General features: G+C 43.2%; 13 protein-coding genes. 11 read left to right on the top strand and 2 right to left on the bottom strand.

Features of this window, described 5'->3' with window-relative positions; genetic code table 11:
* Positions 1 to 12: 12 nt before the first annotated feature.
* Genes WAX46_RS03160 through WAX46_RS03135 form a run of 6 tightly spaced genes read left to right on the top strand, consistent with a single transcriptional unit; the run spans position 13 to position 6068 of the window.
* Positions 13 to 1035: a glycosyltransferase family 2 protein gene (locus WAX46_RS03160; protein WP_226567203.1), complete on the top strand. Its 1023-nt coding sequence runs from the start codon at positions 13 to 15 to the stop codon at positions 1033 to 1035.
* A 5-nt stretch (positions 1036 to 1040) separates the two neighbouring features.
* The gene (locus tag WAX46_RS03155; protein ID WP_226567202.1) at positions 1041 to 2069 is read left to right on the top strand and encodes a polysaccharide pyruvyl transferase family protein; all 1029 of its coding nucleotides are present in this window, start codon (positions 1041 to 1043) and stop codon (positions 2067 to 2069) included.
* A 28-nt stretch (positions 2070 to 2097) separates the two neighbouring features.
* Positions 2098 to 3627: an MATE family efflux transporter gene (locus WAX46_RS03150; protein ID WP_226567201.1), complete on the top strand. Its 1530-nt coding sequence runs from the start codon at positions 2098 to 2100 to the stop codon at positions 3625 to 3627.
* 20 nt (positions 3628 to 3647) lie between these two features.
* Entirely contained in the window at positions 3648 to 4241 is a 594-nt protein-coding gene (locus WAX46_RS03145; protein WP_226567200.1) for a sugar transferase, read from the top strand.
* A complete protein-coding gene (locus WAX46_RS03140; protein ID WP_226567199.1) occupies positions 4204 to 4893 on the top strand; it encodes an acetyltransferase in 690 nt (229 codons plus the stop codon). Before WAX46_RS03145 ends, WAX46_RS03140 begins: the two co-directional genes overlap by 38 nt.
* Positions 4890 to 6068 (top strand): DegT/DnrJ/EryC1/StrS family aminotransferase, encoded by a 1179-nt coding sequence (locus WAX46_RS03135; RefSeq protein ID WP_226567198.1) that lies wholly within the window; start codon positions 4890 to 4892, stop codon positions 6066 to 6068. The genes WAX46_RS03140 and WAX46_RS03135 overlap by 4 nt, the downstream gene beginning before the upstream one ends.
* Before the next feature lie 554 nt (positions 6069 to 6622).
* Here the strand turns inward: WAX46_RS03135 and yvfG are convergent.
* A complete protein-coding gene (gene yvfG / locus WAX46_RS03130) occupies positions 6623 to 6838 on the bottom strand; it encodes a protein YvfG (protein ID WP_226567197.1) in 216 nt (71 codons plus the stop codon).
* 70 nt (positions 6839 to 6908) lie between these two features.
* Here yvfG and rpoN point away from each other — a divergent pair, with 70 nt between their 5' ends.
* Together rpoN and WAX46_RS03120 are read left to right on the top strand one after the other, a co-directional pair.
* On the top strand, positions 6909 to 8207 hold the full coding sequence (gene rpoN, locus WAX46_RS03125; RefSeq protein WP_226567196.1) for an RNA polymerase factor sigma-54: 1299 nt from the start codon (positions 6909 to 6911) through the stop codon (positions 8205 to 8207).
* Between the two features lie 155 nt (positions 8208 to 8362).
* Positions 8363 to 9100, top strand: coding sequence for a FadR/GntR family transcriptional regulator (locus tag WAX46_RS03120; RefSeq protein ID WP_226567195.1), 738 nt, complete (start codon positions 8363 to 8365; stop codon positions 9098 to 9100).
* 24 nt (positions 9101 to 9124) lie between these two features.
* On the opposite strand, the gene WAX46_RS03115 is transcribed toward WAX46_RS03120, so the two are convergent.
* Positions 9125 to 10570, bottom strand: a complete 1446-nt coding sequence (locus WAX46_RS03115; protein ID WP_226567194.1) for a sigma-54 interaction domain-containing protein — start codon at positions 10568 to 10570, stop codon at positions 9125 to 9127.
* A 205-nt stretch (positions 10571 to 10775) separates the two neighbouring features.
* Between WAX46_RS03115 and WAX46_RS03110 the strand changes: the two genes are divergently transcribed.
* The 3 genes from WAX46_RS03110 (at position 10776) to WAX46_RS03100 (ending at position 14794) form a co-directional block, all read left to right on the top strand.
* On the top strand, positions 10776 to 11969 hold the full coding sequence (locus WAX46_RS03110) for an ornithine--oxo-acid transaminase (protein WP_226567193.1): 1194 nt from the start codon (positions 10776 to 10778) through the stop codon (positions 11967 to 11969).
* Between the two features lie 137 nt (positions 11970 to 12106).
* Complete coding sequence (locus tag WAX46_RS03105) at positions 12107 to 13492, top strand: amino acid permease (RefSeq protein ID WP_336493359.1); 1386 nt, start codon at positions 12107 to 12109, stop codon at positions 13490 to 13492.
* Between the two features lie 264 nt (positions 13493 to 13756).
* The gene (locus WAX46_RS03100) at positions 13757 to 14794 is read left to right on the top strand and encodes a sugar-binding transcriptional regulator (RefSeq protein ID WP_226567192.1); all 1038 of its coding nucleotides are present in this window, start codon (positions 13757 to 13759) and stop codon (positions 14792 to 14794) included.
* The last annotated feature ends 22 nt before the right edge of the window (positions 14795 to 14816 follow it).

Here is a 14816-nt window from a genome sequence, read left to right as displayed (position 1 = left end):
GGGCATGAAGTAATGCCAGCTATCAGTCTATTGGTCGCAGTCTACAATACGAGTCAATATGTGGAGCAATGCCTTCAATCGATTGCAGACCAAAGCTTTTCAGATATAGAGGTCATTCTCATCAATGATGGATCTACAGATCACTGCGGAGAATTGCTTGAAGCGTTTGCTGCACGTGATCAGCGATTTCGGGTGATTCATCAAGCTAACCAAGGGTTAGGAGCAGTGAGAAACCGAGGAATAGAAGAAGCACAAGGCACGTATCTTGCCTTTGTTGATTCAGATGATATTCTCGCTCCTCATTACTGTGAAGCCTTGTATGAAAAAGCAAAAATGACCGGGGCAGATCTTGTTGTGAGTGAGTATTGGATTCAATTTGAACAGTCAAGACGAACCATACCGACGAATCTTTTATCCCATCGATCAGCCCATAAACCGAGTTTAATAGAAGCACTATTATATGGAGAAATCACGGGATTCTCATGGAATAAGCTGTATCGGCGTGCTTTTATTGAAGAACACCACATCCGTTTTCCGCTGCGATGTGAGCTTGAGAATATTGAAGATCAGTATGTTACGTTGCGCTGCTTTTATTTATCAAAAAACATTGCTTTTGTACATGAGCCTCTTTACTATTACCGGGTTCATATGTCGTCCATTGTACAGCGATATCAGAAGCAATTTTTTCATCATGGACTGATGTTTTATCATGCACAGCGCTTGTTCTTTAAGGAGCATGAAGTGATGGCGACATATGAGAAGGCCTTAGATTTGTTTATCGTCAATCATACGCTTCATTGTATGCTCAATGAATGGAAGAGCCAGAATTCCCTCTCTTTTCAGGAAAAACTTGATCACATGCGGGAAATGGTGACACACGAGGCCTTTCAGCATGCAGTCAAACAAGTGGAACCGTCGAAGTTCACCGTGCGAAAGCGAATGATTTTATTCCTTGCAAGAAGTCAGTGGGTTTATCCGCTTTCTGCCGCAGCTTCAAGCTATCAAAAATGGATCGAATATCAAACAAGGAAATAGGGGTGATGAGGTTGACATTGCAGCAATTGAAAGCACACGCCGCAGAGTGGCTGCTCTTAAAGGTCAAATATCCGCTTGAGTATAGGATGAGCCGCCGCAGGCTGCCAGAGATGAGTCATCAGAAGAAAATCATTCTCACGCTGCTGCCGGCACATGATAATTTAGGTGATCATGCCATTGCCTATGCCAGTTACTGTTTTTTTCAAAAGCACTTTCAAGCCTATCAAATCGTTGAAGTGGATATGAGAGAGATGTATCGTCTAGCACGCCCGCTGAAGGACGTGCGGCATCCGGAAGACATCGTCTGTATCATCGGTGGGGGCAATATGGGGGATTTATACCGGTATGAAGAATGGACAAGACAGTTTATCATGAACACCTTCCAGTCATATCCCATGATTCAGCTACCCGCTACAGTTCATTTTACAGAAACAAAGAGAGGGAAGAGGGAAGAACGCCGTGCGATTCAAACATATGCAAACCACCCGAGGCTTCTTCTCATGGCAAGAGATCAAACAACATATGATTGGATGAAGAGGCATTTTCCTAATAAGGATGTATGGAAACAGCCTGATATGGTGCTGACGTTAGACGAATCATCAAAAAAACAAAAACGTGAAGGGGTTCTGCTTTGCCTGCGTGAGGATAAGGAAGCTTATCTTACTCATGAGGAGCGGCAGCAATTACAGCAACATATAAAAGAGATATATGATCAAGTCGGTTTCATCACAACGACAATTGGAAAACGGGTGGATCGAACCACTCGCTTCGAGGAATTATCATCCTTATGGACGCATTTAAGACAGGCGCAAGTCGTCGTGACAGATCGGTTACATGGTATGATCTTTTGTGCGATTACACATACACCATGTGTTGTCATCAGGTCGTTTGATCATAAAGTAATGGAAGGGTATGAATGGATAGCGCATCTTCCGTTTGTGACCCTTTTGAAAGAACCAAATGAGGAAGCGGTGAAAAAGGCAATTCATCAGCATATGAAAACAAGCGGTAAAAAGGGAGAGGAAGCTGGATGACGATCCTTACATACTGCGTGAAAACACAATGAATCGTGCGTTTCTTTATAATGTCAGTGCGAACCTAATGACCTTTGTCTTGATGATGCTCATGTCGGTTTGTTTAACGCCTTACATTGTCCATACGCTTGGAGTGGAAGCATTCGGCTTGATTCATCTTACGCAAAATATGATCAATTATTTATCGGTCATTACGGCTTCATTAAGTGCTGTTGTTGTGCGTTTTTTTTCCGTGGCGGCTCATAAAGGGGAGATGGAAAAGGCGCAAAGCTATCTCGCTTCCTATTTCGTCAGTTCCATTTTTTTATCAATTGGAATCTTTTTAACTTGCATTTTATTGTCTCAGCAGCTAATCAATTGGCTCCATGTGCCTGTACATCTTGCAAAAGACACACAGATCGCCTTTATTTTAGGGGGTCTTTTATTTATGCTCAATTTCGTCATGTCAGGCATTGGCGCTGCACCATTTTATGCGAATCAGTTATATGTATCAAGTGCTGGGCAAACTGTTCAGATATTTTGCAGGGCGATCGTGATTGTGATTTTGTTTACGTTTACGACACCCACCATTTGGCATATTCCGCTCGCAGCCGTCATTGGGAGTTTAACGGCTATGGGTGTTGGCATTTATTATTTTAAGAAACTTATCCCTTGGTTTTCGTTTAAGTGGCGTCATGTCTCGTTATCTTCTAGTCTCACTCTTGTTCGGTCAGGGGTATGGCATTCATTTGAGCAAATGGGGATCTTGTTATTTTTACAAATTGATTTATTGATGACCAACTTACTGATTGGTGCAGAGGCGACTGGACAGTATGCCGCCATTTTACAATTCCCATTATTATTACGAACACTTGCAGGGACACTCGCGGTTGTGTTTGCGCCAACAATCACAAAATTTTATTCGAATCAGGACGAACAGGGACTCATTCAATATGCCGCCAAAGCCATAAAGTGGAGTGGTTTATTTGTTGCGTTTCCAGCCGCTCTTCTAGGAGGTCTTGCCGGCCCGCTTATGCTTCTATGGCTTGGACCAGCCTTTGAGGAGCTAAAATGGCTTCTGATGCTTCATGCTGCATACTTGTGTTTGACATTGATGTTTTTACCACTGACATATGTACCGACCGCCTATAATCGATTTAAAATTCCAGCGGTTGTCACGCTCATTTTAGGCGCTTGCAATGTGCTTTTTGCTTATGGATTGACTCATATGCTTCAGCTTGGTTTATATGGCATTGCATCAGCGGGGGCAGTTGTTTTATTGATCAAAAATATTGTGTTTCTCCCATTGTATACGTCCAAAATCACGAAACAGAAAAGCGCAATCTTTTACAAACAAACGGTGGTACCGCTATTGGGGGCTTTGTTCATATGGGGTGTCTGTGTGGCAATAGAGTTTGTAAATGACGTGACCACATGGTGGGAACTGTTTTGTATTGGAGGTATTTGTTTCATTCTCTACATGGGCTACTTGTACCATTTTGTAGGAACAAAACAAGAGCGGATGCAGCTGATGCGTAAGGTCAAACAAGCCGCCGCTGAACGAGCTGTATCCCGCTAGTGTGAAAAGGAGATTCAATCATGAAAAGAATGATAGATGTGATCGTGGCACTGAATCTGCTCATAGCAGGCAGCTTTCTTTTTCTTCTCATCTATGGACTAATTAGGTGGAAAATTGGTGCTCCTGTGGTGTTTCGACAGGTACGGCCCGGTCTGCATGGTCGGCCGTTTATGCTATATAAATTTCGGACGATGACCGACGAATGCGATGAACTTGGCGTGCTGCTACCAGATCATCTTCGATTAACAAAAACCGGTGCCATGATCCGCAAGCTCAGTCTTGATGAACTGCCGCAGCTATTTAATGTGCTCAAAGGAGAGATCAGTCTCGTAGGACCAAGACCTCTTTTGATGGAGTATTTACCAATGTATACAGAGGAGCAAGCAAGGCGGCACCTTGTGAAGCCTGGCATCACAGGATGGGCGCAGGTAAACGGAAGGAACACCCTCTCATGGGAGGAGAAATTTGCCTATGACCTGTGGTATGTAGAGCATCAATCGTTTTGGCTGGATATGAAAATTTTATGGATGACCTTGCTGAAAGTGATGAAAACAGAGGGGGTGCAGCAGCCGCATCATGCAACAGCTGAAAAATTCAAAGGAACCGATACTTAATCAACAAACCATTGGTTTAATTGGAGCTGGTGGCCATAGCAAAGTCATTCAGGATTTGATTTTTGCTCACCCGGATTACTCATTGTGTGTCGTATTAGACGATCAATTTGAAGAGGCTGTCACTCAGAACGGCATTCTCTATGGACCGATCTCCATGAGTGAGCAGCTGAGTGAGGACATGCCTCACACCAAATGGCTAATTGCTATTGGACAAAACGAGATAAGACAGAAGGTAAAGAAACGTCTCTCGTTTGAACAAATGGCGTTTGCCACACTGATTCATCCAGCGGCGGTCATTAGTCCATCAGCCGTTATCGGAAATGGATGTGTGGTGATGGCAAGGGCTGTTGTCCAACCAGATGTAGTCATCGGTGAACATGCGATTATCAACACAGGGTCAGTCGTGGAGCATGACTGCTTACTTGCATCCTTTGTTCACCTATCACCAGGAGCAGTCCTTACCGGCTGTGTTTCCATATGCGAGGGTGCCCATATTGGTGCAGGTGCTGTCGTGACACCTGGAATATCAATCGGAAGTTGGGCTGTCATTGGCGCAGGAGCGGCAGTGACCAGAGATATACGGGAGCAGAAGGTCGCAGTAGGGGTTCCTGCAATTGAGATCAAAGATCGGAGAGAGGGTGGGAAATCATGAAGGAAAGAAAGCGAATCTACTTATCTCCTCCTGATATGAGTGGAAAGGAATATATGAAAATAGAGGAAGCCTTTCAGAGTAATTGGATTGCGCCGTTAGGGCCTCTTGTGAATGAATTTGAAAAAGTGGTCGCGGGCTATTCGGGGGTGAAGGCAGGAGCGGCTTTATCTTCAGGAACAGCAGCGATTCATCTTGCCTTAAAGCTAATAGGCGTTCAAAAAGATGACGTTGTCTTTTGTTCCACACTAACATTTGTTGCAAGTGCAAATCCTATTTTATATGAACAGGCAATGCCCATTTTTATTGACTCTGAAAGGGATACATGGAATATGTGTCCGCTTGCTTTAGAAAAAGCCTTTGTTGAAGCAAAACGTCTTGGAAAAAGACCCCGCGCAGTCATTGTCGTTCATTTATATGGACAAAGTGCAAAAATGGATGACATCATGGAGTTGTGTGAAGCGTATGATGTGCCGATCATTGAAGATGCTGCTGAATCGTTAGGTGCTATGTATAAAGGAAGAAAAAGTGGCTCGATGGGAAAATTCGGAGTCTATTCTTTTAATGGAAATAAAATTATTACAACGTCAGGGGGCGGAATGCTTGTGAGTGATGATGAAGCTGCCATCGAACGATGCCGTTTTCTTGCTTCACAGGCAAGAGAACCTGCCATGCACTATGAGCATCAAGAGGCTGGGTACAACTATCGCATGAGCAACATACTAGCAGGTGTGGGGATCGCCCAAATGGATGTATTAAACGAGCGTGTAGAGCAAAAGCGTCGTATTTTTCAGAGATACAAGGACGCTTTGTCTGAGATAGAAGGCATTCATTTTATGCCCGAATATCAAGAAACCAAGTCTAACCGCTGGCTGACCACATTGACCATTGAACGTGATGCACAGATTCATCCAGTGGACATCATTGATACGTTAGAAAAAGAACAGATCGAAGCAAGGCGAGTATGGAAGCCGTTGCACCAGCAGCCGCTGTTTCGTGATTGCCCATTTTATACAGCAGTCAAAGGAACCCCTGAATCCGAATTATTATTTCAAACTGGCCTTTGTCTGCCATCTGGAACAAGCATGACAGAAGTAGAACAGGAGCGTATCATCGACACACTGCGTGACGTCCTGCGAGAAAAAACATTCACCTCTTCACAGGCTGCTCGTTCATAAGCAGCCTGCCTCTCTTTTTATTAAATTCATCAATTTATGAAATATATTGAAAGAAGGATCATCCTGACATGATCACAATGGCATGGCCAAGAGATATTGGTGAAATGAATCCGCATGTTTAGAATCCATCACAATTGTTTCCGTAATCGATGTTATACGAGTCATTGTCTTGGCATTCCCGAACTTGTGCTGATCCTTGGGCTAGTGGGTTCAGCATCATTGCGGTGAGTTATTTTCTGTTAAAAGAGCCGATTTTTAGTTTTTACGAATTTGCTTCTTGACGTCACATAGGACTATGCAGACTGGCTTGTTCTGTATCCGTTCGCCGCTTGTTTATTTATAGGTGCGACAGAAATTCCTTTCAGAAATTCGATGCTGTTTGCGATGATGTTTTTTTGTCGGTGGCGGTCACCCCGATTTGGCACAATACGTGCCTTTATCATTTATACTGTGGGATGTATTTGATGATGTACAAATCAAAGCTGGATTAGAAGCTTTTTCTACATGACAAACACCCTTTGCAATCGTGACAAAGGGTGTTGTTTTTCGTCCATTTATTCGCTTTCTTTTTTCACCTTTTGATAGGCTTCTTCAAGATGTTGAATTCGTTTCAATACAACAGCATTTTTGGTCAATTGGTCCTGAACCAGTGTAGAAACCAACGAGCGGTAGTAAGCATTCATGGCATGAACCTTGTCCTCATGTTGATTCATGGCGATATGCTGTTTCAAGTTGTCGACAAAGTATGGAACGGAAAAAAGTTCAGACATGGAAATCACTCCTATTTCGTATATACGGTCCGTCAATCTTCATGTAAAATGATGAGAGGGAGGGGAGACAATGAGCCTTAAACTGCAACAAGAACAAGTATTAAAGCAGGTGCTCACACAAGAACTCAGGCAGGCCATTACGCTGCTGCAATTGAATTGTGCAGAGCTGGGTGAGTATCTTGACCAATTAGCGCTTGAGAACCCTCTGATTGAGCGGAAAGACACGGACAGCTTTCAACCAGTTTATCATAAAAGATCACAAGATCGAATGTCAGAGCCGTATCGTACGCATCAAAAAGAAAGCCTGCAAATGTATTTGAAAAGGCAGGCAATTGATTTGACCTTAAGTGAAAAGAATCAAAGGATCTTTCACTTTATGATTGAGTCCATTGATTCAAATGGCTATTTAAATGAACCGGTTGACGCAATGGCCGCTGTTTTAGAGGTTTCGTCGGAAGAAGTAGAGGCCGTTCTTCATCAGCTTCAAGCATTAGAGCCTGCCGGTATTGGCGCAAGATCATTGCAAGAGTGCATCTTGTTGCAATTAAGAAGAAAACAGGAGCGCTGGTATGAAGCCGAGCTGATCATTGAAAAGCATTTCTTTCTTTTTGCAAGGAAGGCTTGGAAGGAAATCGCGGCGAAAACAGGCGTTTCAATGAAAACACTTCAAGCAATACAAGATGAGGTGTCGCTCCTTGAACCAAGGCCAGGCCTTCATTTCTCTTTTGAAGAACAGCATGTGTATATAGAGCCAGATGTATTGATTACTGTGATGCAGGATCACATCACATTTGAGCTGAATCAGCGCGCCTTTCCTGACATTGAAATGAATGAAAGTTATTTTGCGATGATTCAAGACCAAAAACGGCATGAAGCATATGCGTATTTAAAAGAGAAAGAGCAGCAGTACAATTGGCTTGTCCAAGCACTCAAGCAGAGAAAGCAAACGATGACACATGTCGTTCGTGAGATTATCTTACATCAGACAGATTTTTTCCTCACAGGCAAGCACAAAATGAAACCGCTTACGATGAAGCTGATAGCAGATATATTGCAAGTGCATGAGTCGACAGTCAGCCGAACCGTAAAAGGGAAAATGGTGCAAACCCCTTATGGTTTAATGGAAATGAAACAATTTTTCCAATCAAAACTAGAGGGGCATTCGCTAGAAGAGGCATCAAGCTACACAGTCAAGACCCACATCGCGGAGCTGATTCAAACGGAAAATAAGAAAAAACCGTATTCAGATCAGCAAATGATGACGCAGCTTCAGCAAACCTTCGGAATCCGAGTCTCACGTAGAACAATTGCAAAATATCGTGAACAAATGAATCTTCCATCATCAACGCTGCGGAAGCGTTATGATTAAAAGAAGAACCTTCCAGAAAAATGGCAGGTGCTTCTTTTTTTGATAAGAGGAGACCCCGAAGAATTCTTGAAAAATTGAGAAATGGATCGGAAATGTTGGGGTGAAGTATAATATAGGGCATGGGCCGTTAGACAACAGTGATGAGGTGAGACCAATTGAAATATAAACAAATCAAAACAAAAAAAATATATGAAGAAATTGCGGATGCATTAGTCGAATCCATTCGTACGGGTGAGCTTCTTCCGGGGGAAAAATTAGATTCCGTTCAAGCGCTCTCTGAAAGTTTTCAAGTCAGTCGTTCCGCTGTGAGGGAGGCGCTATCCGCTCTGAAAGCAATTGGATTAATAGAGATGAAGCAAGGGGAAGGCACGTATGTGAAGCAGTTCGATCCTAATCAGTTCACATTTTGCCTATCCCCTGTGTTTTTAATGAAGCAAAATAATGTAGCGCAGCTCCTTGAAGTGAGATCAATCATTGAAACAGGAGCTGTCAAAAAGGCGGCGCTGCTAAGAACGGACGATGACCTCCATCAACTGCGTGATGCACTCGAACAAATGAAACTGGCTGAAGTGCATAAAGAAATTGGTGAAGAGGCAGACCTCATGTTTCATCTAGCCTTAGCGAAAGCCTCAAAGAATGATTTATTAAAGGCATTAATGAATCAGGTCTCAACCTTGTTAGCAGAAACGATGCGTGAAACGAGAAAAGTCGTGTTGTTTTCACAAAAAGCTTCCATTCTGCAGCTTTACAAAGAACATGAACAAATTTATCAAGCTGTCATTGCCAAGCAGCCAGAGGAAGCGGAGAGAGCGATGATCACACATCTGGAACATGTAGAAAGACTGCTAAGTGATGTGCTGCAAAAACCGGTAGGGCAGTCAGATACACAATAAGCTGTGCCGAATGATGGCACAGCTCTATGATTGTCGAGAAATATGTAGCTTTTTCATTCGATATTGCAGACTTTGCCTACTCATGCCCAGTATCTTTGCAGTCTGTGAAATATTGTCGTCCATTTTTTCTAAGTAGTGGACGATGTATTGTTTTTCAAATCGTTCCATCTGGGTTTGAAAATCAGTCGTATGCTCTGGGCTTGTGTAGATAAAGGTGTCAGCCGCTGCTGTTTGCTGCAAAGAATTCGCCTGAATTTGTGCAGCAGGACGACCTTCGCCGTACTTGAACCTGAAATGATAGGGGAGGTGATGCAAGCTTAAGTATGCTTCATCCATCATCATATTCATCCCAGCCTCAATCACATGCTCCAGCTCTCTTACATTGCCTGGCCAATGATAAGCTTGAAAGAGGGCAAGTACCTCTTCATCAGCCGCCTTCACATTCATCTGAAACAGCTCGTTATATTTTTGAATAAAATGTTCCACAAACATAGGAATGTCTTCTTTTCGTTCAGAAAGGGGGGGGATAAATAAGGTGACAATTCCTAATCGATAAAATAAATCCTTTCTCATGCGTCCACTTGCGATCGCATCAACAGGGTCCTCATTTATATTGGCAATTACTCTGACATCCACGGCGATTTCTTTTGTGCTGCCTAACCGTCTCACACGTTTTTCCTGCAATACGCGCAATAGTTTTGCTTGAAGAGCGGGGTTTAATGAGTTGATCTCATCTAAAAGCAGTGTGCCTCCTTGTGCCTGTTCGAATAGACCGGGCTGATCCGTTGCACCCGTAAAAGCACCTCTTTGCGTACCAAAAAGCATACTTTCAATGAGATGATCAGGCAGCGCCGCACAATTCTGGGTAATAAATGGTCCAGATGAACGGCTGCTGCCATTATGAACGCTTTGTGCAAATAGTTCTTTTCCCGTCCCTGTTTCACCAACAATCAGTACATAAGAAGAGGTGCGTGTCGCTCGTTTCGCATGTTCAATCACTTCTAAAAATGCAGGACTTTTCCCGATAATCGAATCAAATGTAAAGCGTGTGTTTCCTTTTTTCTTCATGTTGTGATGAATAAGCCGTTCTAGCTTGGTCACATCATTTGAGATTTCAACCGCTCCTTGAATGAGGCCACCTCCAACGAGCGGATATGTATGGTTAATGGTTGTGATTTCTTTCCCGTTGTAATTATGATATGTCTGTTTTGCGTGAACGGTTTGTTTCCCAGTTCGTAGTGCTTGGACAAGCGTGCTGTGCATCTCGTCTTGAAATACGAAGAAGTCTAATACATTTTTATGGAGAACATCAGAGCGTTTTAAAGATTCAATCTCCATCATTTTTTGATTATAAACAACGGTATTGCCATTTTCGTCAATGGCATGAACACCGACGTCAATTAAATCAAGCATTTGTTTATACAAATCAATCTCATTTTCTAGCTTCAAGACATGTGGATCTTTTTTCATTTACGCCACCTCCAGACCTTACCACCATTTTACATGAAAAATTTTGCGGTTTCCTCTAAAAATTTGGCATATGCAAATTTTTTTTGCTTTCAAGAAAAAGAAAACCCTTGAGAAAAAGCGATCAGCAAGTTGGCACAATCCTTGCATAACATATGAGTGAAGATGAGCCCAATTGAAAGAATGTTAATCGAAGGAGGATAACAAGATGACACAGACAAATGAATTGATTCAACAAACAGAGCAATATGGTGCTACGAACTATCATCCGCTGCCAATTGTGATTTCAGAGGCTGAGGGGGTTTGGGTGACTGATCCTGAAGGTAATCGATACATGGATATGCTCAGTGCGTATTCCGCAGTGAACCAAGGGCATCGCCATCCCCGTATTATTGATGCGCTCAAAAAGCAGGCTGACCGCGTGACGCTCACATCGAGAGCCTTCCACAATGATCAGCTTGGTCCTTGGTATGAGAAAATTTGTAAACTGACGAATAAAGATATGGCATTGCCGATGAATACAGGAGCCGAGGCTGTGGAAACGGCTGTAAAGGCAGCGAGACGCTGGGGCTATGACGTCAAGGGAATTGAAGAGAATCGCGCTGAAATCATCGCGTGTGTCGGAAATTTTCATGGGCGTACGATGACGGCTGTTTCACTTTCTTCTGAAGCAGAATATCAAAGAGGCTTCGGGCCCATGCTTCCGGGAATCAAGCTCATTTCTTATGGAGATATTGATGCATTACGTGAAGCCATCACTCCGCAGACAGCGGCTTTTCTTATTGAGCCGATTCAAGGAGAAGCGGGCATTGTCATGCCGCCACAGGAGTTTTTGAAAGAAGCAAAGGTGCTATGTGAGCAGGAAAATGTTTTATTCATTGCAGATGAAATTCAAGTGGGATTAGCGCGAACAGGCAAGATGTTTGCATGCGACTGGGAAGAAATTGAGCCAGATATGATGATCCTCGGTAAGGCATTAGGCGGTGGTGTTTTCCCAATCTCATGTGTCGTGGCGAACCGCGATATTTTAGGCGTGTTTAACCCTGGGTCTCATGGTTCTACTTTTGGTGGAAACCCTCTTGCCTGTGCGGTGTCGCTTGCTGCATTGGAAGTCTTAATCGATGAGAAGCTTGCAGAGCGTTCTATGGAGCTTGGACACTATTTCAAAGACAAACTGTCACGTATCCAAAGCCCTGTCATTAAGGAAGTACGTGGGCGCGGACTATTTATTGGTATGGAGCTGACCCAGGCAGCTAGACCATATTGTGAGAAGCTCAAGCAAGCTGGGCTGTTATGTAAGGAAACGCATGAAACAGTGATCCGCTTTGCACCGCCGCTCACTATTTCGAAGGAAGATTTAGACTGGGCGATCGGTCATATTGAAGCCTTGTTTCAAGCATAAATATAAAAGGGAGAAGCCTTAGAATTCTCCCTTTCTCTTTCAACAAACGGCGAATTTTGTCAAAGAATGATGAATAGAAGAGTGAAAGTGGGGAAGCGGATTTGAAGCTAGAACAGCATAATGAACTAGAGCGTTCCATGAAAAGCAGACATCTCTTTATGATTGCCTTAGGAGGCGTCATCGGCACAGGCCTTTTCCTTGGATCAGGACTTATTATTCACCAGGCAGGACCTGGGGGAGCCATTCTTTCGTTTATTATTGGCGGACTATTGATGTACTTGGTGATGCTGTGTCTTGGTGAATTAGCAGTGGCGATGCCGACAGCAGGTTCCTTCCAAGAGTATGCAACCAAGTATATTGGACCCTCCACAGGCTTTATGATCGGCTGGCTCTATTGGTTTAGTTGGGCATGTACGATCGGACTGGAGTTTACGTCGGCAGGTATTTTACTCCAAAGGTGGTTCCCTGATATCCCAGTTTGGCTTTGGTGTCTTGTATTTAGTGTGATTTTATTTGTGATCAACGCCATATCAGCGCGTAGTTTTGCTGAAACAGAGTTTTGGTTTTCAGCGATCAAGGTAGCCGCCATCTTATTGTTTATTATTATTGGAATTGGCGCAATTTTCGGAATGATTCATCTGAAAGACGGAGAGCCGGCTCCTCTATTCCGTCACTTGACGGACCATGGTGGACTTTTTCCAAATGGGATTTTTGCTATTTTATTAACCATGGTCACAGTCAATTTCTCCTTTCAGGGAACAGAGCTTGTAGGGATCGCAGCTGGTGAGAGTGAAAATCCAGAAAAGACATTGCCTCGATCAATTCGGAATATTATATGGAGAACGATGGTTTTTTTTGTCTTATCTATTGCGGTTCTTGCTGCACTTCTCCCATGGCAGACAGCAGATGCCGTTGATAGTCCGTTTGTTGTGGTACTGGACAAAGTCGGTATACCATACGCCGCAGATATTATGAATTTTATTATCATCACAGCCGTCTTATCTGTGGCGAACTCTGGTTTATATGCATCATCACGTATGCTCTGGGCACTTTCAAAAGACGGGAAAGGCCCTGATTTTACGAAAAAATTGTCCCAGCGTAAAATTCCCATCAATGCATTATTGGTGACAATGGGCGTGTCCGCTCTATCACTGCTTACGAGTGTTGTCGCACCAAAAACGGTCTATGTCTGGCTTATTTCAATTTCAGGTATGGTGCTTGTGGTCGTGTGGATGTCCATTTGTCTATCTCAGTATTTCTTTAGAAGACAATTCGTGAAAGAGGGCGGCGATGTAAAGGATCTCGTCTTCCGTACACCCCTATATCCATTTGTGCCATTGGCAGGCTTTATCGCATTTGGCATTGTCCTCATCAGTTTATTCTTTATTGAGGATCAGCGGATTGGCCTTTATTGCGGTGTTCCGTTCATGGCCGCTTGCTACATCATTTATTACCTCAAAATCAAACCGAAGGAGGATGCAAAACGGTTTGCCGAAGAGGAAGGGGCCATACCAAAAACATAAGCAGGCTGAGGACATCAGCCTGCACCTTTTCAATGACAAAATCATTAAATATAGAAAAAAATAAATATTTACGAAAAGCTTGATGACAAGAAGGATAACGGTGAAAATGTGTCTATTTTTTGTCTAAATGTGCTTGTAAGAGTTGAAAATGAAAGATGGTCCTGTTAAAATAATTAAAGAAAGCAGGGATTGATTTTTTTTGGCTGTGGTGGGACGTTTTTTGTCACAGTGGGACGTTTTAAGTCCAAGAAAGGGTCGTTTGCCATGAATCGTTTATTGGAAGCTCAAAAAAAATTATTGCCAGATCTTCTCACAGTTATGCAAAAACGCTACGACATTTTGCAGTACATTAGATTAGCTGAACCAATTGGCCGCAGAAGCCTTGCGAATAGTCTTGGTCTCAGTGAGCGTATATTAAGAGCTGAAGTTCTATTCTTAAAAGAACAAAACCTGCTGGATGTCAAAGCAAGCGGTATGATGCTGACAAGTGAAGGTCATGCTTTGCTGGAATTACTAGAAGGAATGATGAAGGACGTTTTAGGTTTAACCTTTTTGGAAAATACATTAAAGAAAAAGTTAGGCCTGGAAGAAGTCATGATCGTTTCTGGTGACAGTGATGAATCCCTGTGGGTGAAGCAAGAAATGGGAAGAGCTGCTGTCCAATGTATGAAAAAAAGGTTTACAGGAAATAATATCGTCGCCGTCACTGGCGGAACGACGATGGAAGCCGTTGCCGACATGATGACCCCTGATGCCAAAAATCGAGACATGATGTTTGTCCCTGCAAGAGGCGGTCTTGGGGAGAATGTAAAAAATCAGGCAAACACCATTTGTGCCCACATGGCTGAAAAAGCTTCCGGTACTTACAAGCTGCTGTTTGTTCCAGGGCAGCTGTCAGAAGGTGCGTACTCTTCGATTATTGAAGAGCCGTCCGTCAAAGAAGTGCTTCAAACGATTAAATCATCCACGATGCTCATACATGGGATCGGTGAAGCAAAAACAATGGCGATGAGACGAAACACACCAGATGAAGATTTAAAAAAGATTGATGAGCTTGACGCAGTGACAGAGGCCTTTGGCTATTACTTTAATCGTGATGGTGAGGTCGTCCACAAAGTTCACTCCGTCGGCATGCAGCTAGATGATTTAGAAAGCATTCCACACATCATTGCTGTTGCAGGTGGATCTTCAAAGGCAGGGGCCATTGAAGCTTATTTCAAAAAACCCCGCCGAACCGTTCTTGTCACAGACGAAGGAGCCGCAAAAGAGTTATTAAGGGAGTCAATTGATCCCTCAATATAAAACATTCTGTTACCTAAAAGGA

The organism is Bacillus sp. FJAT-53060, from assembly GCF_037104745.1.
Classification (GTDB): Bacteria; Bacillota; Bacilli; order Bacillales; family Bacillaceae; genus Bacillus; species Bacillus stratosphericus_B.
The sequence above is the reverse complement of the archived record's forward strand: the minus strand, read 5'-3'. Positions and strand labels throughout refer to the sequence as shown.

What these genes read in the sequence shown, in the direction of transcription:
- WAX46_RS03140 (WP_226567199.1), top strand. Translation starts at nt 4,204, where the DNA reads ATGCAACAGCTGAAAAATTCAAAGGAACCGATACTTAATCAACAAACC.
- WAX46_RS03160 (WP_226567203.1), top strand. Translation starts at nt 13, where the DNA reads ATGCCAGCTATCAGTCTATTGGTCGCAGTCTACAATACGAGTCAATAT.
- WAX46_RS03150 (WP_226567201.1), top strand. Translation starts at nt 2,098, where the DNA reads ATGAATCGTGCGTTTCTTTATAATGTCAGTGCGAACCTAATGACCTTT.
- WAX46_RS03145 (WP_226567200.1), top strand. Translation starts at nt 3,648, where the DNA reads ATGAAAAGAATGATAGATGTGATCGTGGCACTGAATCTGCTCATAGCA.
- WAX46_RS03105 (WP_336493359.1), top strand. Translation starts at nt 12,107, where the DNA reads ATGAAAAGCAGACATCTCTTTATGATTGCCTTAGGAGGCGTCATCGGC.
- yvfG (WP_226567197.1), bottom strand. Translation starts at nt 6,838, where the DNA reads ATGTCTGAACTTTTTTCCGTTCCATACTTTGTCGACAACTTGAAACAG.
- rpoN (WP_226567196.1), top strand. Translation starts at nt 6,909, where the DNA reads ATGAGCCTTAAACTGCAACAAGAACAAGTATTAAAGCAGGTGCTCACA.
- WAX46_RS03115 (WP_226567194.1), bottom strand. Translation starts at nt 10,570, where the DNA reads ATGAAAAAAGATCCACATGTCTTGAAGCTAGAAAATGAGATTGATTTG.
- WAX46_RS03100 (WP_226567192.1), top strand. Translation starts at nt 13,757, where the DNA reads ATGAATCGTTTATTGGAAGCTCAAAAAAAATTATTGCCAGATCTTCTC.
- WAX46_RS03135 (WP_226567198.1), top strand. Translation starts at nt 4,890, where the DNA reads ATGAAGGAAAGAAAGCGAATCTACTTATCTCCTCCTGATATGAGTGGA.
- WAX46_RS03155 (WP_226567202.1), top strand. Translation starts at nt 1,041, where the DNA reads ATGAGGTTGACATTGCAGCAATTGAAAGCACACGCCGCAGAGTGGCTG.
- WAX46_RS03110 (WP_226567193.1), top strand. Translation starts at nt 10,776, where the DNA reads ATGACACAGACAAATGAATTGATTCAACAAACAGAGCAATATGGTGCT.